Here is a 22,868-nt window from a genome sequence, read left to right as displayed (position 1 = left end):
GCCAGAGTATCCGGTGTCGAGATCCGCCGTTTTCGCCGTTCTGATGCGTCTCTTTTCAGGGTCAGGCCGCATCGTCGGCCCATGCACAAATGGTCACCACTGGTCGCCGTCTGCCTCGGCACCTTCCTCCTGCTCGTCGACGTCACGATCGTCGTCGTCGCGCTGCCCGCGATCGGCGAGAAGTTCGGCGCGGGCTACACCGACCTGCAGTGGGTGCTCGACGGATACGCCCTCGCCCTGGCCGCGCTGCTGCTCGGCGCCGGGTCGCTCGCCGACCGCTACGGGCGCCGCCGCACCTACCTCGCCGGCATCGGCGTCTTCGCGGTCTCCTCGCTGCTCTGTGCGGTCGCACCGAACGAGCAGGCGCTGATCGCCGCCCGGATCCTGCAGGGAGCCGGCGGCGCGGCCATGTTCGCGACCACGGCGGCCCTGCTCAACGTCACCTACCAGGGCCGGGACCGGGGCGTCGCGTTCGGGATCTGGGGCGCGGTCAACGGCGCCGCCGCGGCGGCCGGCCCACTCGCCGGCGGCCTGCTCACCGAGCACTTCGGATGGCGCTGGATCTTCCTGGTCAACCTGCCGGTCTGCCTGGCGGCGGTCTGGTTCACGGTGCGCGGCGTGACCGAGTCGAAGGCGCCGTCCGGCCGTTTCGACGTTCCCGGCACGGTGGCCTTCACGGTGACGGCGAGCGCGGTGACGTACGGCCTGATCCGCGCCGGCGACGCCGGCTGGACCGACCCGGGGACCCTCGCCGCGTTCGCCGCCGGTGTGGCCGCCCTGATCGCGTTCCTGGTCATCGAGTCCCGGACCGATCACCCGATGCTCGACCTGTCGCTGTTCCGCCGGGCCCCGTTCGCCGTGCTGATCACGGCCGCCTTCCTCACCCAGGCCGCCGCGTTCGGCTACCTGCCCTTCACCACCGTCTGGCTGCAGCAGGTGCTCGGCAACGGCCCGGTCGACGCCGGCCTGGCCGGCGCGCTGCCGATGGCCGCCGCCTCCCTCGTCGTCGGCGCCGCCGCCGGGCGGTTCCTGCAGCGGGTGGCGCCGCGCTGGACGGTCGGCATCGGCCTGCTGCTGATCGGGGCCGGCGACCTGCTGCAGGCGCGCCTCGGCACGGACAGCACCGGCGCGGCGCTGATCCCCGGCCTGATCCTGGTCGGCGTCGGGGTGGGCTCGGTGCTGCCGTCGCTGTCGTCGGCGGTGCTCGGCCAGGTGCCACGCGAGCGCAGCGGGATGGCCGGCGGCGCGCTCAACACGTTCCGGCAGCTGGGGTTCGCGCTCGGCGTCGCGGTGTTCGGCACGATCTTCGCGGACCGGGTGAGCGACGGCCGCCCGTTCACCGACGCGCTCAACGTCATGATGACCGTGGCCGCGGCCGTGGCCCTGCTCGCCGGCGTCCTGGTACTCGCCGTGCTGCGCCGCCGGCCCGCCGTCGTTGATCATTCACCGTCCGGCCATGATCAGCGGCTAGCCTCCTCCACTTAGGAGACATCCACGGGGAGGAATACATGCACCAACGCACACGCCGGGCGGTCGCCGCCGTCGCCGCGGCCACCCTGGTGGCCGGTTTCGGCGCCGGCCCGGCCCAGGCGGCGCCCGGCAACGATCCCACCTGCGCCAGTGCCGTCAACGGCACTCCGGCCGGGCCCACCGGGCAGTCGGCCACCGGCTACGCGCTCAACGTGGGCGGCGCCAGCGAGTTCGGCACCGTCCACGACCCGGCCGGCGACGCACAGCAGGCCTCGTTCCCGTCGGTGATCGCGGCGGACTCGGTCACCGAGGACGGCACCCCGGTCCGGCGGCTCTACAGCAGGTTCGGCCTGACCCTCGACGACCCGAACGCGACACCCCTCAACGGCCAGGTCGAGTCGGTGGACGGCGGCCAGACGTTCCCGGCCGGCACGTACACCGAGGACCCGGTGCGGACACCGGCGCTCGCGGGCGTGACCCGGCTGCGCGACGGCACGCTGCTCGGCTACGAGTTCAAGGCGAAGGCGGGCTTCAACACGGGTACGCAGATCCGCCACGTCGCGTTCCGCTCCACCGACGACGGGCAGACCTGGGCGTCCGAGGACTCGACCTTCAACCTGACGTCGAACCTGCGCGGCGGCCGGATCGCCAGCCCGCCCCTGGAGTTGCCGGACGGCACGATCCTGATCGCCATCTACGGCACGTACACCGACAGCACCAACACCCGGGTCGACCTGCAGGCGAGCACCGATGGCGGGCGCACGTTCACCCGGCGTGCGGTCCCGTTCCGGGACAACGCGACGAATGCCTACAACGAGACCGGCATCGCTCAGCTGCCGAGCGGCAAGCTGATCGCCGTTGCGCGCCATCAGGTGCCGAACGCCGTCAACGGCAAGCTGGACCAGCTGAGCGTGCCGGTCTGGACGACCTCGGCCGACAACGGCGTCACCTGGACGGCGCTGCAGAACCTGCAGATCTCTTTTCCGTACGGCTACGACCCGTACGACGACACCACCAAGCAGCTCACGGCGGTGGCGCCCGATCTCAAGCTGATGCCGAACGGTGTGCTCGTGTTGCGCAGCGGCCGCCCGGACAACTGGGTCGCGATCTCCACCAATGGACAGGGCACCGGGTGGGTCGGGCAGCTCGTCTATCGCAACTGCCCCAGTGACGGCGCCCGTTTCCACGGCTCGACCGGATACGGCGGCATCGACTATCTGTCCGCCAACCGCGCTGTGGTCGTCGGCGACAACTGTGAGATCACATGGGCCTGTGACGAGGCTGCCGAGGATCAGTTCACGGTGGACAAGCAGACACGAGTGTGGCGGCGCTGGATCGACGTGCTCACGCCTAATGTCGGCCGCATCGATCTCGCCACGAAGTACCGCAAGGGCGTCATCACGATCGACAGCGACATGACGTCCAGTGTGGCTGGACATGTACGCGCACGTGTTGACGGTGCGTTTGACGGCAGTACTGAACACTGGTCAAGTGCAGTCAACACGAACGGCGCCGGTACATATGTCATCAACCTCGACCGTCAATATCCGCTCACCAAGATTGGTGTTGCCTTGCGCAACGGCCGTCAGGCCAGCGGTCGGGTGTACGCCTCCACCGACGGTGTGAACTGGGGCAGTCCGCTCGCCAACTTGACGAACCGGACGCATCTGGCCATGGAGTATGTCACTCTTGCCGCGCCGGTCAACGCCCGCTACGTCAAGGTCGAGGCTGACGCCGGGGCGGACGGCAGCTCGTTCCTCAACGAGATCGAGCTCTACTCGTCGATCAACTCGTTCGAGAACGACCCGGTCAACAACCGGCCGCGCGGGTTCAGCAACATCGTGCAGAGCTGGCAGACCCAGCGCACCTGGGAACTCGACGACAACGACAGCGCGTCGGCCCTGGTCATCGTCGACACGAACCCGAACGCCATGTCGCAGGTCACCTGGAACGACACGGCGTCCACGAGCAAGCGCCTGGAGTTCCGGCTCAAGCCGCTGAACCTGCTCGGCTTCCTGATCGACGTGTTCGGCAAGGACGCGAGCGGCAACACGGTGGAGGCGTATCACCTGGCGGTGGCGCAGAACGGCTCGCTGAACCGGTGGGACGGCAGCAAGTGGATCGCGCTGACCGGAGTCGGCGCGGTCAAGCAGAACACCTGGAACTCGATCGTCGTCACGGCCGGCACCTCGACGGCGTCGGTGCAGATCAACGGCGAGACGGTGGCGACGAATCTGCCGTACACGAACAGGACCGCCACCCTGCACGGTTACCGGTTCGCCAGCAACGGCACCCCGACCGTCGACGACAAGTACCTGGTGGACGATGTCCTCTTCACGAACTGACGCGAGTCGATGTTATGTTCGGCGATCGATGATCACCTTCCACACGGGGAGAAACATGGGAGCACGATCCCGATGGGTGCTCGCCGCCACCGCGGCGGTCACCCTGGTGCTCAGCGGGCCGGCACCCGCGCGGGCCGCGACCACCGTCGTCGACACCAAGGCCGAGCTGCTGGCGGCCCTGGCCTCCGCGGTCGCCGGTGACACCGTCTTCGTCGACGGCGCCGCCGAGATCGACCTGACCGGCACCGAGGCAATCGCGATCCCGGCCGGTGTCACGCTGGCCGGCGACCGCGGGCAGAACGGCTCACTGGGTGCCCGGCTGTTCAACACCACGCAGGCGCTCGGCAAACACACCTGGGCACAGTTCACGATCACCGGCGCCGGCACCCGCGTCACCGGGCTGCGCCTCGAGGGGCCGGAGCCGGGCACCCGGACGGATCCGTACGTCTGGTGGAACGCCGACGGCATCGTGGCGACCAGGGCGTCCGACACGCTCATCGACAACAACGAGCTGTCCGGCTGGTCGCACGCGGCCGTGACGTTCCTGCAGTCGATCGAGGGCCGGGTGCGGGGCAACCACATCCACCACAACCAGCGGACCGGCCTGGGCTACGGCGTCATGGTGCACGACCACTCCAGCGCGGTGATCGAGGACAACCGGTTCAACGACAACCGGCACGCCATCGCCGGCACCGGGTTCCACACCGAGCGGTACGAGGCCCGCTTCAACGTGGTGACGAACAACCCGACCGGGCACCAGTTCGACATGCACGGGGAGGACGAGGAGGAGAACAACGACTCTCCGTACGCCGGGGACGTCCTGCACATCAAGAACAACACGTTCCAGACGTCCAAGCAGAAGGCCGTGATCATTCGTGGCCGCCCGCGTGGCGGAGCGACGATCTCCGGGAACTGCTTCGCGCACGCGAACCAGACCGCGGCGATCGAGCAGCAGGCCTACACCGGCAACCTGACGATCGGCTCGAACAGCTACAGCGCCGGGTCCGGGACCTGTCACCAGAGCGGCCGCCGCGTGGCGTGGCAGCTGTCCTCGGGCGGGACCAGCTCATGGGCACCGATCGCGCCGTACACGTTCGACGTCTCCGAGGTCGGCTTCGGCGACTTCGACGGCGACGGCCGTACCGACGTGTTCCGGGCCACCGGGTACCGGTGGTACTACTCCCCCGGCGGCACCGGCCCGTTCCAGCCCCTCGCGGTGTCGGCGGACGAGCGGACCGACCTGCGGTTCGGCGACTTCGACGGCGACGGGAAGACCGACGTCTTCAAGACCGACGGCACACGCTGGTACTACTCGTCGGCCGGCACGTCGGCGTGGACGCCCCTCGCCCTGTCCGGGGAGCCGATCGCCAATCTGCGGTTCGGGGACTTCAACGGCGACGGCAGGACGGACGTCTTCATGACGGCGGCCGGCCAGTGGCGCTACGCCTCCGGCGGCGCGTCGAGCTGGACCAACCTGGCGACCGCCGGCGAGGCGATCACCGCGCTGCGCTTCGGCGACTTCAACGGTGACGGGCGGACCGACGTCTTCAGCACCACCGGCAGCCAGTGGCGCTACAGCTCGGGTGGTGCGGCCAGCTGGCAGAGCCTGGCACTCTCCGGCGAGGCGATCGGCAACCTGCGCTTCGCCGACTTCAACGGCGACGGCCGGACGGACGTCTTCACCAGCAGCAACAGCCAGTGGAAGTACAGCTCGGGCGGCGCCGGCAGCTGGATCAACCTGACCACGTCGGGTTGCCCGCTCGCCGGCCTGTACGTCGACGACTTCAACGGCGACAACAAAGCCGACGTCTTCGACGGCCGCTGCGGCGGCTGAGCAAAGCCGCTGAGCAAAACAGCTGAGCAAAGCCGCTGAGCAAAGCCGCTGAGCACGGCAGGCAAACGGCCGGTCCCGGGACTTCCGGGACCGGCCGTCGGCGTCTACTTCGGAGCAGCGGAGGCGGTCAGGCGCTCGGCCGAGGCGATGACCGCCTCCGGCGTCGGGCCGGTGCCCGGGGTGTGCGGCTTGCCCTCCATGTCGTACGCCAGCTCGGCGTGCTCGACGATGTCCGCGCCGGTGGTCTCCTTCTCCTCGGACAGGCGCATCCCGATCGTCTTGCTCAGCAGGTACGTGATGCCGAGCGTGACCACGAACGAATAGCCGAGCACCGCGAACGCCGCCACCGCCTGCTTGCCGAGCAGGGTGAAGCCGCCGCCGTAGAACAGGCCCGCCTGGCCGCTCGGCGCGTCAGCGATGCCGAACAGGCCGATCAGCAGCGTTCCGGCCAGGCCGCCGACCAGGTGCACGCCAACCACGTCGAGGCTGTCGTCGTAGCCGAGCCGGTACTTCAGGCCCACCGCGAGGGGGCAGAGCGCGCCGGCGATCGCGCCGATGGCCAGGGCACCGAGGGGGCTGACCGCGCCGCAGGCGGGGGTGATGGCGACCAGGCCGGCGATCGCGCCGGACATGCCGCCGAGCGTCGTGGCGTGGCCGTCGCGCAGGCGCTCCACGAAAAGCCAGGCCAGGATCGCGGCGCAGGTGGCGTTGAACGTGGTGAGCATGACGACCGAGGCGCTGTTGCCGGCGGCGAGCGCCGAACCGCCGTTGAAGCCGAACCAGCCGAACCAGAGCACGCCCGCGCCGAGGGCGACGAGCGGCAGGCTGCTGGGGCGGGCCTGGCGCGGCCAGCCGGTGCGCTTGCCGATCACCAGGACGGCGGCGAGGGCGGCGACACCGGCGTTGATGTGTACGGCCGTGCCGCCCGCGAAGTCGACGGCGGCGAGCTTGTTGGCGATCCAGCCACCGGTGACGGCGCCGTCCGCGGAGTCGAACGCGAACACCCAGTGCGCGACCGGGAAGTAGACGAGGGTGGCCCACAGGCCGGAGAAGAGCAGCCACGGGCCGAACCGCACGCGGTCGGCGAGGGCGCCGGCGATCAGGGCCGTGGTGATGACGGCGAAGAGCGCCTGGAAGATCGCGACCAGGGCGGGCGGCAGGGTGGCCGCCTCGTCGCCGACGACCATGTCGCCGAGACCGGCGTGTTCGGTGAGGTTGCCGAGCAGGCCGAGCCCGCCGTACGAGTCGCCGAAGACGGCGGAGAACCCGAAGAGGGTCCAGAGCACGCCGACGACGGCGACGGCCCCGAACACCATCATGATCATGTTGAGGGTGGACCGGACGCCGACCATGCCGCCGTAGAAGAGCGCCAGGCCGGGGATCATGAGCGCGACGGCCATGCTGGCCGCGAGGATGAATGCGGTGCTACCGACGTCCACGGGCGATTCCCTAAGTCTACTGAGATAAAACGCTGGACACTGTCAGTAGACGTAAGGACTGTTGCGCTCCTATGACGCCGGCATGAAGTCAGCGGTGCGGCGCCACCGCGTCCGGGAAGGCGATCACCGACAGGAAGCGGATCGGCAGTTCGATCAGCTCGGCGGGGCCGTGTGCGCCCTCGCCGTCCATCTGCAGCGAGTCACCGGGCGTGAGCCGGTGCACCGAGCGCCCGTGCGCGTAGTCCATGACGCCCTCGAGCATGTAGATGAACTCCGTGCCCGGGTGCTGGAACAGCGGATAGGTGCTGGACTTCACGGTCAGCGTGACGTGCAGGCACTCCAGGCGCCGGTGCTCACCGCGCAGCGAGCCGAGCAGGTGGTACTCGTGGCCGGCCTGCGAGCCGTCCCGGACGATCGCGGTGCCGCCGCCGGCCGGCACGAACGAGGACGGCCGTTCCTTCTCGGCTCCGCGGAACAGGCTGGTCACCGGCACGTCGAGACCCTGGGCCAGCGCGGCGAGAGTGCCCAGGCTGCAGGAGGTCTGCGCGTTCTCGATCTTCGAGAGCATCGCCTTGGAGATGCCGACGCGGGTGGCCAGCTCGGCGACCGTCAGCGCGTACTGGGTGCGCAGCTCGCGGACGTTGCGGCCGATCGCCTCCTCCAGGTCGAGACCGCCGAGCGGCTCGCCGGCCGCCCGTTCGCGTGCGGTGCCGGCGTCGTTGCGCAGAAGAGGACTGTCGGTCACCCGGTCACCCTAATCGGAACCGGGCGTCGGGCCGGGCGCGCCCGGTGGCGGCGTCGGCGACGATCGCGCCGGTCAGCGGGGCGAACTTCGCGCCGTGCCCGGAGCAGGGCGAGGCCACGGTGAACGGGCCGCGCGTGTCGATGACGAAATCCTCGGACGCGGTGACGGTGAAGACGCAGGTCGTCTCGGCGTACGGCTCGGGGACCAGGCCGGGCAGGTGGCGCTCGACGTAATCGATCACCCGTTGCCGGTTGCGCGGGTCGACGACGCCGTCGTTCTCCGCGGCCGAGGCGATGTCGCGGCCGCCGAGGTACTCGGCGACCTTCTGCCCGCGGTGACCGGCGTCGCGGCCGCCGGGCAGGGCGTACGTGGAGATCCAGTCCTCCTTGTGCACGAGGGTGGGCCAGTCGCCGGCCGGGTCGCGGAACGGGAAGTGGTAGACCTGCTCCTGGCGGATCCGCAGCGGCGGCAGCGCGAACGGCAGATCGGCGGCGAGCTCCGGCAGCCAGCCACCGGCGGCGAGCACGACGTGGCCGGCGGTCAGCTCGTCGCCGTGCGCCGACCGCAGCGAGATCCGGTCGCCGGCCGGGACGAGCGCCGTGACGGGCCAGTTCTCGTGGACGGTCGCTCCGGCCTTGCGCGCCAGGGCGGTCATGGCGAGGACCGCGCCCTCGGCGTCGAGCACGCCGGCGCCGGGGTGCCACAGGACCGGGCCGTCACCCGCGCGGATGCCCGGCCAGCGCTCGGCGGCCGCCGCACCGGACAGCAGCTCGTGCTCGACGCCGGCGGAGGTAAGCACGCCGGCCAGGTGGGCGGGGTCGCGTACGGCGCCGAAGTCGAGCGCTCCGGTCTGCCGCAGGAGGTCCTGGCCGGACGCGTCCCGCAGCTCGTCCCAGTGGCGGCGGGCGGTGACGGCGAGGTGCGCGTAGAACGGGTTCGGGTACGCGTACCGGAAAATCCGCGCGGAACCGTGCGAGCTGCCCCGTGGATTGGCGGGTGTGGCCCGCTCCAGAAGCGTGACCGGGACGCCTCGCTCAGCCAATCGCCAGGCCGTCGCGGCGCCGGTGAGCCCGGCGCCGACGACGGCGACCGACCCGCTCACAGCCCAGCCCCGGGAATCCAGGACGTCCCGGCCAGCGGCACGCGGGCCATGGCAGCGGCCTCGACCGTGACCGCGACCAGATCCTCCGGCTCCAGGTGGGTGACGTGCGCCTTGCCGCAGGCGCGCGCGATCGTCTGCGCCTCCATGGTGAGAACCCGCAGGTAGTTGGCGAGGCGGCGACCGGCCTCGACCGGATCCAGCCGGGCCGCCAGCTCCGGGTCCTGCGTCGTGATGCCGGCCGGGTCGCGGCCGTCCTGGAAGTCGTCGTAGAAACCGGCGGCCGACCCGATCGCCTCGTACTCGGCGGCCCAGCGCGGGTCGTTGTCGCCGAGCGCGATGAGCGCCGCGGTGCCGATCGCCACCGCGTCCGCGCCCAGGGCCAGCGCCTTCGCCACGTCGGCGCCGGTACGCACACCGCCCGAGACGATCAGCTGGACGCCCCGCGGTCCCTGCCGGTGCACGCCGAGTTCCTGCAGCGCCTGAACCGCCTGCGGCAGCGCGGCCAGCGTCGGGATGCCGACGTGCTCGATGAAGACCTCCTGGGTGGCCGCGGTGCCGCCCTGCATACCGTCGACGACCACCACGTCGGCGCCGGCGTGCACGGCCAGCTTGACGTCGTAGTACGTCCGGGACGCGCCGACCTTCACATAGATCGGCTTCTCCCAGTCGGTGATCTCCCGCAGCTCCTGGATCTTGATGGTCAGGTCGTCCGGGCCGGTCCAGTCCGGATGCCGGCAGGCGCTGCGCTGGTCGATGCCCCGTGGCAGCGTCCGCATGGCGGCCACCCGCTCGTTGATCTTCTGACCGAGCAGCATGCCACCGCCGCCCGGCTTGGCACCCTGCCCGAGGACGATCTCGATGGCGTCGGCCCGCCGCAGGTCGTCCGGGTTCATCCCGTATCGGGACGGCAGGTACTGGTAGACGAGGTGTTTCGACTGGCCGCGCTCCTCCGGCGTCATGCCGCCGTCGCCGGTCGTGGTCGACGTGCCCACCTCCGAGGCACCGCGCCCGAGAGCTTCCTTGGCCTGCGCCGAGAGCGCACCGAAGCTCATCCCCGCGATGGTGACCGGGATGTCCAGGTGCAGCGGGAACATCGCGTTGCGCCCGCCGAGCACGACGTCGGTGCCGCACGACTCCCGGTATCCCTCCAGCGGGTAGCGGGACATGCTCGCGCCGAGGAACAGCAGGTCGTCGAAGTGCGGCAGCGGGCGTTTGGCCCCCCAGCCGCGGATGTCGTAGACGCCGGTGGCCGCCGCGCGCTGGATGGCGTGGATGGCCGCACGGTCGAAGGTCGCCGATTCGCGCAGATGACTCATCAGTACTCGTTCCCCGCGTGGAAGTGGTAGAGCCGCCGGGCGGAGCCGTAGCGGGTGTACGCCGTGGTGTCGTCGTCCGGCCAGCCCGCGCGGTCGAGGAGCTCGCGCAGCTCGGCGTGGTGCTCCGGGCCCATGTCCTTGGCGATGCAGTCGGCGCCGAGCGAGGCGACCTTGCCCCGGACGTAGAGCCGGGCCTCGTAGATGGAGTCGCCGAGAGCCTCACCGGCGTCGCCGCGTACAACCAGGCGGCCGGCCTGCGCCATGAACGCGCTCATGTGGCCGATGTCGCCGCCGACCACGATGTCCACGCCCTTCATGGAGATGCCGCAGCGCGCCGCGGCGTCGCCGGTGATCACGAGGAGGCCGCCGTGAGCGGTGGCACCCGCGGACTGGGAGGCGTTGCCGTTGACGCGCACCGAGCCGCTCATCATGTTCTCGGCGACGCCGACGCCGGCGTTCCCGTCGATCACCACGTCCGCGTCCTGGTTCATGCCCGCGGCGTAGTACCCGCAGTGGCCCTCGATCGTCACGTGAAGCGTGCTACGCAGGCCGGCCGCGACGCTGTGCTTGCCGGCTGGCTCCTTAATTCTGACAAATCCCGATTTAAGGTTATGGAGCTTTCGGTTCACCTCGCGCAGCGTCAAAGCCCCAAGATCGAAATTCAGCGTGTCCATGCGTAGATCCGTTCCGGCTCGGGTTCGAAGATGCGGGCCTGCTCGATCCCGGGCAGCCCGACCAGGGCCCGGTACTCCGAGGCCATCGCCACCCACGCCGGCGTCTCGGCGATCACCGCGGGCTTGCACGCGATCGCGTCGCGGACCACGGCAAACGAGTCCCGGTTCGACACCAGCAGCGTGTAGAACCCGTCGAACTCGGCGCAGAGGCTCTTCAGCGCGCTCTCGACGTCCCGGCCGTCGGCGAGGGCCCGCGCGACATAGCGGGCACCCACCTCGGTGTCGTTCTGGCTGTCGAACTCGACACCGCGGGCCGCCAGGTGGCGGCGGATCGTCGCGTGGTTGCTGAACGAGCCGTTGTGGACGAGGCACTGATCGGGCCCGACCGCGTACGGATGCGCCCCCGACGGCGTCACCGCCGACTCCGTGGCCATCCGGGTGTGTCCCACGCCCTGCCACCCCTGCGCCCGTTCCAGGCCGAACGCCGCCGCCAGGTCCCGGGGGTGCCCGACGCCCTTGAGCACGGTCAGGTCCTGGCCGAACCCGCCGATCAGCGCGCCCGGAACCACGGCCCGGACAGCGGCGAGCAGGTCACCGACCGGCAGCGGCGCGTGCACCACCTGGGTGGCGCCCAGGTCGATCACGGTGGCGCCGGGCACCGGCGGCATCGAGTCGGCCAGCACGGTGACGGTCGCGTGGCCGGGCGGTGACCACACCGGATCGCCGTAGACGGCCACGCCGGCCGAGTCGGCGCCACGCTCGGACATCTCGCCGAGCATCCCGGTCAGCAACGTGCCGAGCCTCGGATACAGATCGGGGTCCCTCAGATGAAGGCCGACGATTCCGCACACAGTGGAAGGCTCCTCTCTCTCAGAACGCCTGCAGGTACTGGTCGATCTCCCAGGGCGACACGGCGCTGTGCCAGGCGAAGAACTCGGCCCGTTTGAGTTCGGCGAAGTAGGAGGCGACGCCGCCGCCCGCCGCGTCGAGCACCCCGGTGAGCAGGTCGTCGGCCTCGAAGGCCTGCACCGCGTCCAGCAGGGTGAGCGGCAGCGGGTCGCCCTTGGTCTCGCCGGAGCCGGGCGAGCCGGGGTCGAGCGAGCGGGCGATGCCGTCGAGGCCGGCGCCGAGAGCGCCCGCGATGGCCAGGTACGGGTTCGCCGACCCGTCACCGCCGCGCAGTTCGACACGCTGGTCGTCGGGGACCCGGATGTAGTGGGTACGGTCGTTCCCGCCGTACGTGGCGTAGCGGGGTGACCAGCAGGCGCCGGAGGCCGTGGAGACCGCGCCGGTGCGCTTGTACGAGTTGACCGTCGGCGCGAGCAGCGCCTGCAGGGCACTCGCGTGTTCGAGGACGCCGGCGACGAAGGCGTACGCGGTGGACGACAGGCCCAGCCCCCGGTCGTCGCCGCTGTCGGGGAAGACCCGCTGGTCGCCGGCGGTCAGCGACATGTGCAGGTGCAGGCCGTTGCCGGTCCGGTCGGCGAACGGTTTGGGCATGAAGGTGGCGGTCATGCCGCGCTGCTCGGCGAGCATGGTGAGCAGGTAGCGCAGGGTGATGACGCGGTCGGCGGTGGTGAGCGCGTACGCGTACGCGAAATTCTGTTCGAACTGGCCGTTGCCGTCCTCGTGGTCGTTGGCGTAGTTGCCCCAGCCGAGGTCGTTCATCGCGGTCGAGACGGCGGTCAGGTGCTCATACATGCGGGTGACGCCGCGCGCGTCGTAGCAGGGCTGCGCGGCGGTGTCGAGCGCGTCGGCCGGCCGCAGTCCGCCGGCGCCGTCGCGTTCGACCAGGAAGTACTCCACCTCGGCACCGACCCACGGCCGGTATCCGGCCTCGGCTGCGCGGGCCAGCATCGCCTTGAGGATGACGCGCGGTGCGTACTTCCACGGCTCGCCGCCCACGTGCGGGTCGCAGTGCACGATGGCCAGGCCCGGCTTGAGGAACGGCACCGGGGTGAACGACTCCGGGTCGGGTATCGCCATCAGGTCCGGGTCCCGGGGCTGCTGGCCCATCGCGCCGACGGCGTACCCGGCGAAGCCGACGCCCTCGGTGGCCAGCGTCTCCACGGCCTCGACCGGGACCAGCTTGGCGCAGGGCTTGCCGCGCAGGTCGACGAAGAGCGCGAGGATGAAACGGACGTCGGCCGCCTCCGCGAGCCGAGCGAGTTCCGATGCCGATGACACGTGACCTCCCCTTGATGATTCTTCACAAGAAACTCTGTTTCGCAAGAGTGAACAGAGTCTCTGTTACGAGAGGTCGCATGCCGCGTAACAGACAGGCTTTACTTATTCAGTTAACAGTCCTAATAATTAGCCATGCGTCGATCCGTGATTCTGGCTACGGTGGCCGTCCTGGCCTCCGCCGGCTCAACCGTTTATGTGGCGGCCACCGCTAGCGCGGCCGCGGCCTGCGCGCCCGCGTGGAGCGCCTCCTCCGTCTACGTCAAGGACAACGTCGCCTCCCGGGACGGCAAGAACTTCACCGCCAAGTGGTGGACCCAGGGTGAGGACCCGCTGCTGAAGAGTGGTCAGTGGGACGTCTGGATCAACAACGGGGCGTGTGGCGGCACCACAAACCCGACAAATCCGACATCATCCCCGACGGCGTCGCCCACCACCAGCCCGACGGCGAGCCCCAGCCCCACTACGTCCCCGACCACCCCGATCCCCGTCGGCGGGCTCCCCAAGCACGCCCTCATCGGCTACCTGCACTCCAGCTTCGCCAACGGGTCCGGCTACCTGAAGATGGCCGACGTCCCCGCCGAATGGGACATCATCAACCTGGCCTTCGGCGAGCCCACCTCCGCCACCTCCGGCGACATCCGGTTCTCCCTCTGCCCGGCCACCGAGTGTCCCGGCGTCGAGACCGAGGCCCAGTTCATCGCCGCCATCAAGGCCAAGCGCACCGCCGGCAAGAAGGTGCTGCTCTCCATCGGCGGCGCCAACGGCCAGGTGCAGCTCACCACCACAGCGGCCCGCGATCGCTTCGTCAGCTCGGTCAGCGCGATCATCGACAGGTACGGCCTGGACGGCGTCGACATCGACTTCGAGGGCCACTCGCTGTCGCTGAACACCGGCGACACCGACTTCAAGAACCCGACCACGCCGGTCATCGTCAACCTGATCAGCGCGATCAGGTCGCTGAAGGCCCGGTACGGCGCCGGCTTCGTGCTGACCATGGCGCCCGAGACGTTCTTCGTCCAACTCGGCTACCAGTACTACGGCTCCGGGCCGTGGGGCGGCCAGGACCCGCGGGCCGGTTCCTACCTGCCGGTCATCCATGCGCTGCGCAACGACATCACCGTGCTGCACGTCCAGGACTACAACTCCGGCTCGATCATGGGCCTGGACAACCAGTACCACTCGATGGGCGGCGCGGACTTCCACATCGCGATGACCGACATGCTGCTGGCCGGCTTCCCGGTGGCCGGTAACACCGCCAACGTGTTCCCCGCGCTGCGGGAGGACCAGATCGCCTTCGGCGCGCCCAGCTCGGTCAGCGCCGGCAACGGCTACGTGGCGCCGGCGGGCGTCCAGCAGGCGGTGAACTGCCTGGTCAAGGGCAGCAACTGCGGTTCGTACGCCCCGCGCAGCGGCACCAACCCGAACTTCCGCGGTCTGATGACCTGGTCCATCAACTGGGACAGGTTCTACAGCTGGGAGTTCAAGAACAGCCACGAGCCGTTCCTGAACGCCCTGGGCTGACCGGCCCGGGCCCGGCCGCCGCCCACCCGCGGCGGCCGGGCTGTCGCCAACATCTCCATTTGGATACCCCCGGTGCGCCGAGCAATTGTGATGGCATGGGATGGGCGAAGGAGCAGCTAGGAGGACGCATGCAGTCGCGCACCGACGTCGTCGAGGACCTGATGGCCCGGTTCCCCCATGTCCCGCGCGAGGCGGTGATCAAGGAGGACCTGCTGCGCGGCGGGCTGGCCTTCGACGAGTCGGCGCTGACCGACAACGAGAACGGGTCGGTGAAGCCGAAGTCGTACTTCATCTTCTCCTTCGACCACCGCACGCTGCCGGAGCTGGGTGAGGCGGCGCTGCGCCGCCCGCCGGAGGAGATCGTCCTGACCGGCGGCCCCTACGAGCTGCGCCGCACGGTCGTCTCCGTGCGCACGAATCCCGACTCGCCGTACCGGGTGAAACCGGACGCCGACGGCCGCCTCATGCTGTTCCTGGACGACCGCCCGATCGCCGAGGTCGGCCTGCCGCCCATGCCGGACTACTACCGGCACACGCTCGCCAACGGCAAGCAGGTCATGGAGGTCGCGCCCACGATCCAGTGGGGCTACCTCGTCTACCTGACCGTCTTCCGCGTCTGTCAGTACTTCGGCGCCAAGGAGGAGTGCCAGTACTGCGACATCAACCACAACTGGCGCCAGCACAAGGCAGCCGGGCGCCCGTACACCGGGGTCAAGCCGGTCGACGAGGTCCTCGAGGCCCTCGCGATCATCGACAAGCACGACACCGCTCGCACCTCCACGGCGTACACGCTCACCGGCGGCAGCGTCACCTCCCACGTCGGCGGCAAGGCCGAGGCGGACTTCTACGGACAATACGCCCAGGCCATCGAGGAGGCCTTCCCCGGCCGCTGGATCGGCAAAGTGGTCGCCCAGGCGCTGCCCCGCGCCGACGTGCAGCGCTTCAAGGACTACGGCATCCAGATCTACCACCCCAATTACGAGGTCTGGGACAAGCGCCTCTTCGAACTCCACTGCCCCGGCAAGGAGCGTTACGTCGGCCGCGAGGAATGGCACCGCCGCATCCTCGACTCCGCCGAGATCTTCGGCGCGCGCAACGTCATCCCCAATTTCGTCGCCGGCATCGAAATGGCCGAGCCCTTCGGCTTCCGAACCGTCGACGAGGCCATCGACTCCACCGCCGAGGGCCTGCACTACTTCATGTCCCGCGGCATCACCCCGCGCTTCACCACCTGGTGCCCGGAACCCACCACCCCACTGGGCCGCACCAACCCGGACGGCGCCCCCCTGGAATACCACATCCGCCTGCTGCAGACCTACCGCGCGACAATGGACGAGTACGGCCTTTCCAGCCCACCCGGTTACGGCCCGGCGGGCCCCGGCAACGCGGTCTTCTCGGTGAGCTCTTTCATGGACAGCCTCCCGGCCGAGAAATAACCATTATTTCGTACGCGTAATGGCATTTCCCTCGCCATGACGAGCGGGCGGCGAAGGTGCGGCACCAGGCCGCACCCCGCCGCCGGCTCATGAAAAGGGGCATGGCTTCAGGCGGGTGGGTCGAGCCACAGCTCCGCGGGCGGGACCAGAGACTCCAGCTCCTCCCACAGCGCCTCGGGTATCTCGGTGGCGGCCAGTTCCAGGGTCTGAGCCACCCGTTCCGGCGAGGACACCCCGACCACTGTCGAGTCGATGAACGGTGACCGCAGGGAGAACTGGAGGGCGGCTGCGGCCAGCGGGACGCCGGCCCGCGCGGCGGCGGCGCGCATGGCGAGTGCGGCGGTGGCGATCGTGTCGTCGCGCTCGCCGTACGCGTACTTTGTCTGCTTCTCCGGTCCCTTGGCCAGCATTCCCCCGCCGTACGGTGCCGCGTTGAGCACACCGATCCCCCGCTCGTGGGCGGTGCGGAACAGGTCGAGTGCGGACCGGTCGAGCAGCGTGTGACGGTTGTGGCTGAGCACGACCTCGAACACGCCGGTGTCGAGGAACTGTCGCATCAGGGCAACTGGGCCGCCCGCAACGCCGAGGTGGCCGACGAGTCCCTCGCGTTTCAGGTCGGCCAGCGCCTCGACCGGCCCGCCGGGTGCGGTGGCCTCGGCGAACGTGATCCGCTCCGGGTCGTGCAGGTGCAGCAGCTGGACGCGGTCCACGCCGAGACGGCCGAGGCTCTCCTCGAACGAGCGCCGCACTCGCGCGCCGGAGAAGTCACCGGTACGCGGGTCCGGGTCGACCTTGGTGGCCAGGACGATGCCGGAGGGCAGGCCACCACGGCGGCGCAACGCCGCTCCGATCCGCCGTTCAGCTGAGCCGTCGTCACCGTACCCATTGGAAGTGTCGATGAAATTGATGGCGCCGCCGCTGTCCAGAACGGCGTCGACGGTGACCGTCGCGCGGTGCTCGTCCACCGCGTACCCATAAAGGTCCGGCATGCTGGCAAGCGGGCTGGTGCCGACGCAGAGCGGGGTGACGCTCAGGCCGGTGCCGCCGAGCGGGCGAATGGTCATGACGTCACCCTATGGGCGGCGAACGCCTCGCGGGCCGCGTGATAGGCGCTGACGAAACGGGCCAGGACCTCCTCGGTGGCCTGATCGCCGCGGGTGCTCTCCGGGTGGTCGCGGCGCCAGGCGACCATGCGGGCGGCGGCCCGGTGGAAGGTCAGCCGCGGTGCGAACCCCGGCACGAACGTACGGATCTTGGTGGTGTCGAAGACCGCGCTGTGCCCGATGTCGCCGACCATCTCGCCGGACCAGAACCATTCGGGGGCGACCACCGGATACATCTCGGAGGCCACGTGCACGAGCCGGGGTGTCACGCCCAGCGCCTCCGCGACGATCGTGTAGATCTGGTCCCAGGTGTAGACGTCCGAGCCGGTGATGTTGAAGGTCTCGCCGATGGCCCTAGGGTTGCCGAGCAGGCCGACCAGGCCCTGGGCGAAGTCCTCGGCGTGGGTGAGCGTCCACAGCGAGGTGCCGTCGCCGTGCACCGCGATCTGTTCACCGCGGGCGATCCGGTCCACCGCGGCCCAGCCGCCGGGCAGCGGCGGGTTCGCGTCGTCGTAGGTGTGCGACGGCCGCACCACTGTGACCGGGAAACCCTCGTCGATGTGGGCGTCGAGCAGCGCCCGCTCGGCGCGCCACTTCGCGGTGGCGTAGTCCAGGTGCGGGTTCGGCGCGGTCGGCGTCGACTCGGTGATCGGCACCTGCAGCACCGGCTTGGCATAGATCGAGCCGGAGCTGATGTGGATGTACTGCCGGGTGCGGGAGCCGAACAGGGCCACCATCCGGCGGGCGTCGACGGCGTCGTAGGAGAGGAAGTTGACCACGGCGTCGAAGGTGCGGCCGTCCAGCGCGGCGGTCAGGGCGGCGTCGTCGCCGATGTCGGCGACCAGCGTCTCGACCTCGTCGGGCAGGCCGCGCTCCTGGGCGTTGCGGCCCCGGTTGACCACGGTGACCCGCATTCCGGCCTCGACCGAGAGCCGGACGCACGAGGCGCTGATGGTTCCGGTTCCCCCGAGGTAGAGCACGCTCAGGTTCGCGGCGTCTTGCTGCAGCATCGGTGCTCCTTCAGTTCTTTCCGGCGTACCAGTCCTCGAAGCCGTTCTCGGTCAGGCTGATGAGAACGTCCTCACGGCGGATACCCAGTGGTTCGAGGCGGTCCACGACCGCGCGGAAGAAGGCCTGTTTCACGGCGACCGGGTACATGTGCACCGCGATCACCCGGATCACCAGCAGGTCGCGCCGGTCCACGCCGTTGTAGCCGGGGTCGAACTTGAGCTCGCCGGAGTCGTGCGGCGAGAAGATCTGGAAACGGTCGTCGGCGGGGATGCCCAGCGCCTCGATCTGCGCGTCGTGGATCGCGTCACCGATCTCGGCGTGCGACCTGTCGTGCAGCGCGCGGTCGAGGTGGACCTGGATGAGGGGCACGGTGGTTCCTTCCGAGTTACTTGATGGCGCCGGCGGACAGGCCGCGTTCGAACAGGCGCTGAAGACTGAGGTACGCGATGATCTCGGGAATCGCGATGATCACCGCGGACGCGAGGATCTTGGTCTGGTCGTTGCTGAACTGCCCCACGAAGTACTGCGGGACGAGCGTGACGGTCTGCAACTCCGGCGACTGCAGGAAGACCAGCGGCATGAGGTAGTTGTTCCACGCCGCCACCAGGGTGAAGATGACCACCGCGGCGGCGATCGGCCGGGTCAGCGGCACGACCAGGTGCACGAACCCGCGGAACGAGTTCGCGCCGTCCACCCGGGCCGCCTCGAACAGCTCGTCCGGCAGGCTGTTGATGAAGTTGCGGGTGAGCAGCACAGCGAACGGCACCTGCAGCGCGGCGAGCGGCAGGATCACCGCCCAGTAGGTGTCGTAGAGGCCGAGCCTCATGTCGGTGACGAACAGCGGCGCGAGCAGCACCACCTCGGGCAGCGTCAGGCAGGCCAGCAGCAGCCAGAAGTAGACCTCGCGGAACCGGATGTGCAGCTTCGCGAAGCCGAACGCGGCCATCATCGTCACCGCGTAGACCAGGGCGATCACGACCGCCGAGATGACGATGCTGTTGACGAAGAACCGGGCGAATCCCGGCACACCGAGCACCGCGCGGAAGTTGCCGGCACCGTCGCCTGCGAAGGCACCCCTCACCATGACGATCAAGGGGAAGAGGTACGGGAGGACGAGGATCGTCGCGGCCAGTTGCAGCAGCAGCCGGCCGAACCCGGTGCGGACCTCGAACATCAGCCTCTCGCCTCCCGCTCGCGTCCGGCGTACTGAAGAAGAAGTGCCATGATCAGAGCGATGCCCAGCAGGATGACGGAGAGCGCCGCGCCGTACCCGACGTGGCTGAGCGGAATCGTCTGCCGGTAGATGTAGGTGCCGAGGAACTCGGTGGCGTTGTTCGGCCCGGCGACGGTGACCAGGTACGGCACGTCGAACGTCTTGAGCGCCCCGATCGCGCCGAGCATCGCCAGCGCCACGGTCGTGCCGCGCATCTCCGGCCAGATGATGCTGACCAGGGTGCGGAGGTTGCCGGCGCCGTCGATCCGGGCCGCCTCCAGCACCGACGGGTCGATCTGGGTCATCGCCGCGTAGTAGAGGACGAACGTGACCCCGGTCCACTGCCAGATCGTGATGAACATGATCACCGGGAGGGCGGTGCTGGTCTGCCCGATCCACGGCTGGGTCAGCGAGTCCAGCCCGATCGCGCTCAGGACCGAGTTGAGCTCGCCGTCCGGGGCGAACAGGTGCCGGAAGACCGGCGCCATGATCGACGGCGCGAGCACCACCGGCACGAACACGATCACCTTGTAGACCGTGGCCAGCCGGATCCTGGTGTGCATCAGGACTGCGAACACCAGCCCGAGCACCGTCTGGATCACGAAGGTGACCACGAAGAAGACAACCGTGTGGCGTACCGCGGCCCAGAAGACCGGGTCCTGGAGGATCCGGGTGTAGTTCCGGGCGCCGACCGGCTCGGGACCGGGACTGATCCCGTCCCAGTCGAGCGTCGAGATCCAGCCGGTGTAACCGATCGCGTAGTAGATCAGTCCCACACTGAGCACCATCGCCGGGAGGATCCAGGGCAGGCCTGCCGGTCGGCGGGGGCCGGTCACTGGAAGGTCACTCCCGCGGCTTCAGCGGCCTTCTGCAGGGTGTCCGCCGCCTGCTGCGGCGTGGCCGAGCCGGTCGCGGTCGAGGTGGCCGCGGCCAGGATGGCGTTCTGCACGTCGGCGTTGAGCAGCGACATGCGCGGCTCGGTCACCTCGGCCGCCCTGGTGACCAGGTCCTTCACCGGGGCGCTCTGGCTGGCCGGGTCGACCAGTTCGATGGTGCCGAAGTCCGGCGCGACACCCTTCAGCGACGGGATGTCGTTGAGCTGGTCGGCGATGACCTGCTGGCCCTCCTTGGCGCTGGTCAGCCACTTGACGAAGGTCTCGGCGGCGGCGCGCTGGGTGGACTTGGTGGAGATGGCCAGGCCGTAGTCGGCGTCGCCGTACATGCCGGAGACGTTGCCGGCGCCGGCGACGTCCGGGAACGCGACCGGCAGGATCGGGAACGGCTTGGCGTCGGCGACACCCGCGGCGGACAGCGCGGCGGTCATGGCCTTGGTCGTGGCGTACTGGGTGTACCAGGTACCCATCATGACCATGCCGTACTTGCCGGTCAGGAAGTCGTTGTTGGCGTCCGGGTACTGCTGGTACCCGATGGCGCCCTCCTGCATGATCCCGCTGTCGAACAGGTCCTTCCAGATCGCGAGGGTCTTGACCATGCCGGGGTCGTTCCACCTGGCCTCGCCCTTGGAGACCCTGGTCCACAGGCCGGGCTGCACCGAGTTCGCGATCGACTGGAGGGTGTCCTGGTCGAAGCCCTCCTGCGCGGCGCCCTGCACGAAGCAGCCGACTCTGTTCTGCTTGAGCACCGAGCAGACGTTCTTCCACTCGGCGAGCGTCTTGGGCGGCTGCAGGCCGTACTTCTTGAAGATGTCGCCGTTGATCCAGAGCATGCCGGCGTAGACCGAGCCCACCGGCATGGCGGTCAGCTTGCCGTCCGCGGTCAGGCCGCTGACCCCGATCGGCGCGATCTTCGACTGCCAGTCGGCGCCGAGCGCGTCCTCCGCCAGTTTCGTCTGGTCGATCGCGAACGACTTGAACTGCGTGACGTAGGCGCCGGGCTGCATGTCGAACACGTCCGGGCCCTTGCCCGAGGCGAGCGCCGGGCGCAGCGCCGCCACCCAGTCCGCGATGTTGACCAGCTTGAAGTTGACCTTGATGTCCGGGTACTGCTTGTTGAACGCGCTGATGTAGCTGTCGGCGGTCGCCGTGTCGGCCGGCGTCCAGCCCCACCAGTTGATGGTGCCGGAGGTCGCGGTCGAGCTCTGTGCGGCTTCGTCGGATCCGCCACCGCAGGCCGTCAGTCCCGAGGCGGCCAGCATCGCGGCGGCCAGGACGGACAGCGATCGGAGACGAGCTTTCGTCGGCAAGAGGTGCATGAACCCTCTCCACTCTCCAGGAAGCAGAGGAAACTTTTCGCTCCTCAGCGGGGGTGGAGTCAGGCTTGCACGACGAAACTTGCGCGTCAACCTTTCCAAATCATCAAGAAACTTTCGTACGCTCGGCGCGGCGCGCGACAGTGGGCATGCCGACATGGCCGAGTCCCACCGGGACCGGCCGTCAGAGAGTCGGAGCGTCAGGCGGGCGGTGCCGTGCTGGCCCGCACCACCAGCGTCGTGTCGAGGTCGATCCGGCTGAACGCCAGCTCCGGCTCGTCACTGAGGCGGATCGCGATCTGAACGGCCTGCTCGGCCATCGCCGCCAGCGGCACGTGGACGGTGGTCAGCGGCGGCCCGGCCCACTCGGCGATGGGCAGGTCGTCGTAGCCGACCACGGAGAGGTCACGCGGAACGGCGAGGTCCAGCGAACGCGCCGCCTCGTAGACGCCCAGTGCGTACAGATCGGAGGAGGCGAAGATCGCCGTCGGCCGCTCGGGCAGGGTGAGCAGTGCCCGGCCCTGGCCGACGCCGTCGGCGTGGTGGAACTCGCCGGGACGGATCAGATCGGGATCGACCGGCAGCCCGGCCGACTCCAGCGCGGCGCGATAGCCGGACAGCCGGGCCGTCGAGGCGAGCATGTCGTGCGGGCCGGTGATGATGCCGATGCGGCGGTGGCCCAGGTCGAGCAGGTGCCGGGTGGCGTGGTAGCCGCCGCTCCAGTCGGCCGAGCCGACCGACGGCACGTCCGGGTCGGGCGTGCCGGCCGGGTCGATGGCCACCATCGGAACGCCCCGGGCGAGCAGCTTCTGCTTCTCGTCCGGTGGCATCACGCAGGCCACCAGCACGACTCCGACGGGCTGCCGGCGGAGCACGTCCTCGACCCAGTCCGGGTGCGGCACCTGCTCCACGGTGGTGCCGGCGAGCACCATCCCCACCCGGCGGCGCCGGGCGGCCTGCTCGATACCGGCCAGCACCTCCCCCGCGAACGGGCTGCCGATCTCGTAACAGAGCACGTCGAGCAGGGGCGCGGTCTGCCTCTTCGAGGGCCGCTGGTGGTACCGCTGGTCCTGCAGCAGGGCCTCGATCCGGGCCCGGGTCTCGCTCGACACCCCGGTCCGCCCGTTGAGCACCTTGGAGACCGTCGAGACGGAGACGTCCGCCAGCAGCGCGACCTCGGACAGCGTGGCGCGGGAACGAACCTCGGCGGAGGGGTCGCTGGACATGGGCATCAGCCTATCTGCGCGGAAGGAGCAAGGATCC

19 protein-coding genes are annotated in these 22,868 nt (G+C 69.6%); 5 read left to right on the top strand and 14 right to left on the bottom strand.

The features are described 5' to 3' along the window. The first annotated feature begins 81 nt into the window (after window positions 1-81). From AB0M02_RS24475 to AB0M02_RS24465, 3 genes are read left to right on the top strand one after another with little or no spacing between them, the layout of a single operon-like run. The gene (locus tag AB0M02_RS24475; RefSeq protein WP_364230346.1) at window positions 82-1,485 is read left to right on the top strand and encodes an MFS transporter; all 1,404 of its coding nucleotides are present in this window, start codon (window positions 82-84) and stop codon (window positions 1,483-1,485) included. 23 nt (window positions 1,486-1,508) lie between these two features. Beyond that, a complete protein-coding gene (locus tag AB0M02_RS24470; RefSeq protein ID WP_364230344.1) occupies window positions 1,509-3,815 on the top strand; it encodes a discoidin domain-containing protein in 2,307 nt (768 codons plus the stop codon). Window positions 3,816-3,870: 55 nt separating this feature from the next. Next, the gene (locus AB0M02_RS24465; RefSeq protein ID WP_364230341.1) at window positions 3,871-5,649 is read left to right on the top strand and encodes an FG-GAP-like repeat-containing protein; all 1,779 of its coding nucleotides are present in this window, start codon (window positions 3,871-3,873) and stop codon (window positions 5,647-5,649) included. A 104-nt stretch (window positions 5,650-5,753) separates the two neighbouring features. Here AB0M02_RS24465 and AB0M02_RS24460 read toward each other — a convergent pair whose 3' ends face one another. The 7 genes from AB0M02_RS24460 to glnT all read right to left on the bottom strand — a co-directional run bounded on the left by AB0M02_RS24460 (window position 5,754) and on the right by glnT (window position 13,112). Continuing rightward, window positions 5,754-7,088, bottom strand: a complete 1,335-nt coding sequence (locus AB0M02_RS24460; RefSeq protein WP_364230338.1) for an ammonium transporter — start codon at window positions 7,086-7,088, stop codon at window positions 5,754-5,756. Between the two features lie 88 nt (window positions 7,089-7,176). Further along, window positions 7,177-7,833, bottom strand: a complete 657-nt coding sequence (locus tag AB0M02_RS24455) for an XRE family transcriptional regulator (RefSeq protein WP_364230336.1) — start codon at window positions 7,831-7,833, stop codon at window positions 7,177-7,179. Between the two features lie 4 nt (window positions 7,834-7,837). Continuing rightward, window positions 7,838-8,935, bottom strand: coding sequence for an FAD-dependent oxidoreductase (locus AB0M02_RS24450; protein ID WP_364230333.1), 1,098 nt, complete (start codon window positions 8,933-8,935; stop codon window positions 7,838-7,840). Continuing rightward, window positions 8,932-10,251, bottom strand: a complete 1,320-nt coding sequence (locus tag AB0M02_RS24445) for an FMN-binding glutamate synthase family protein (protein WP_364230331.1) — start codon at window positions 10,249-10,251, stop codon at window positions 8,932-8,934. The genes AB0M02_RS24450 and AB0M02_RS24445 overlap by 4 nt, the downstream gene beginning before the upstream one ends. Then, entirely contained in the window at window positions 10,251-10,925 is a 675-nt protein-coding gene (locus AB0M02_RS24440) for a hypothetical protein (RefSeq protein WP_364230328.1), read from the bottom strand. Before AB0M02_RS24440 ends, AB0M02_RS24445 begins: the two co-directional genes overlap by 1 nt. Then, window positions 10,913-11,776 (bottom strand): hypothetical protein, encoded by an 864-nt coding sequence (locus AB0M02_RS24435; protein WP_364230326.1) that lies wholly within the window; start codon window positions 11,774-11,776, stop codon window positions 10,913-10,915. The genes AB0M02_RS24440 and AB0M02_RS24435 overlap by 13 nt, the downstream gene beginning before the upstream one ends. Window positions 11,777-11,795: 19 nt before the next feature. Next, complete coding sequence (gene glnT, locus AB0M02_RS24430) at window positions 11,796-13,112, bottom strand: type III glutamate--ammonia ligase (RefSeq protein WP_364230325.1); 1,317 nt, start codon at window positions 13,110-13,112, stop codon at window positions 11,796-11,798. A 132-nt stretch (window positions 13,113-13,244) separates the two neighbouring features. Here glnT and AB0M02_RS24425 point away from each other — a divergent pair, with 132 nt between their 5' ends. Both AB0M02_RS24425 and AB0M02_RS24420 read left to right on the top strand, forming a co-directional pair. After that, window positions 13,245-14,633 (top strand): glycosyl hydrolase family 18 protein, encoded by a 1,389-nt coding sequence (locus AB0M02_RS24425; protein WP_364230322.1) that lies wholly within the window; start codon window positions 13,245-13,247, stop codon window positions 14,631-14,633. Between the two features lie 128 nt (window positions 14,634-14,761). Next, window positions 14,762-16,069 carry a radical SAM protein gene (locus AB0M02_RS24420; RefSeq protein WP_364230320.1) on the top strand — a complete coding sequence of 436 codons (1,308 nt, stop codon included), beginning with the start codon at window positions 14,762-14,764 and terminating at the stop codon, window positions 16,067-16,069. Between the two features lie 107 nt (window positions 16,070-16,176). Here AB0M02_RS24420 and AB0M02_RS24415 read toward each other — a convergent pair whose 3' ends face one another. From AB0M02_RS24415 to AB0M02_RS24385, 7 genes are all read right to left on the bottom strand, one after another. Then, window positions 16,177-17,133, bottom strand: coding sequence for an aldo/keto reductase (locus AB0M02_RS24415; protein ID WP_364230318.1), 957 nt, complete (start codon window positions 17,131-17,133; stop codon window positions 16,177-16,179). After that, the gene (locus AB0M02_RS24410; RefSeq protein WP_364230317.1) at window positions 17,130-18,182 is read right to left on the bottom strand and encodes an NAD-dependent epimerase/dehydratase family protein; all 1,053 of its coding nucleotides are present in this window, start codon (window positions 18,180-18,182) and stop codon (window positions 17,130-17,132) included. Before AB0M02_RS24410 ends, AB0M02_RS24415 begins: the two co-directional genes overlap by 4 nt. Window positions 18,183-18,192: 10 nt before the next feature. Next, on the bottom strand, window positions 18,193-18,552 hold the full coding sequence (locus tag AB0M02_RS24405) for a tautomerase family protein (RefSeq protein ID WP_364230314.1): 360 nt from the start codon (window positions 18,550-18,552) through the stop codon (window positions 18,193-18,195). A 16-nt stretch (window positions 18,553-18,568) separates the two neighbouring features. Then, window positions 18,569-19,357 carry a carbohydrate ABC transporter permease gene (locus tag AB0M02_RS24400; protein WP_364230313.1) on the bottom strand — a complete coding sequence of 263 codons (789 nt, stop codon included), beginning with the start codon at window positions 19,355-19,357 and terminating at the stop codon, window positions 18,569-18,571. After that, complete coding sequence (locus AB0M02_RS24395; protein WP_364230310.1) at window positions 19,357-20,184, bottom strand: sugar ABC transporter permease; 828 nt, start codon at window positions 20,182-20,184, stop codon at window positions 19,357-19,359. The genes AB0M02_RS24400 and AB0M02_RS24395 overlap by 1 nt, the downstream gene beginning before the upstream one ends. A gap of 44 nt (window positions 20,185-20,228) precedes the next feature. After that, on the bottom strand, window positions 20,229-21,608 hold the full coding sequence (locus AB0M02_RS24390; protein ID WP_364230307.1) for an ABC transporter substrate-binding protein: 1,380 nt from the start codon (window positions 21,606-21,608) through the stop codon (window positions 20,229-20,231). A gap of 197 nt (window positions 21,609-21,805) precedes the next feature. Beyond that, window positions 21,806-22,831, bottom strand: coding sequence for a substrate-binding domain-containing protein (locus AB0M02_RS24385; protein WP_364230305.1), 1,026 nt, complete (start codon window positions 22,829-22,831; stop codon window positions 21,806-21,808). Window positions 22,832-22,868: the final 37 nt, after the last annotated feature.

Source organism: Actinoplanes sp. NPDC051861, from assembly GCF_040681145.1.
GTDB lineage: Bacteria > Actinomycetota > Actinomycetes > Mycobacteriales > Micromonosporaceae > Actinoplanes.
Note: the sequence above shows the minus strand (reverse complement) of the source record. Positions and strands in the feature narration are given on the sequence as shown.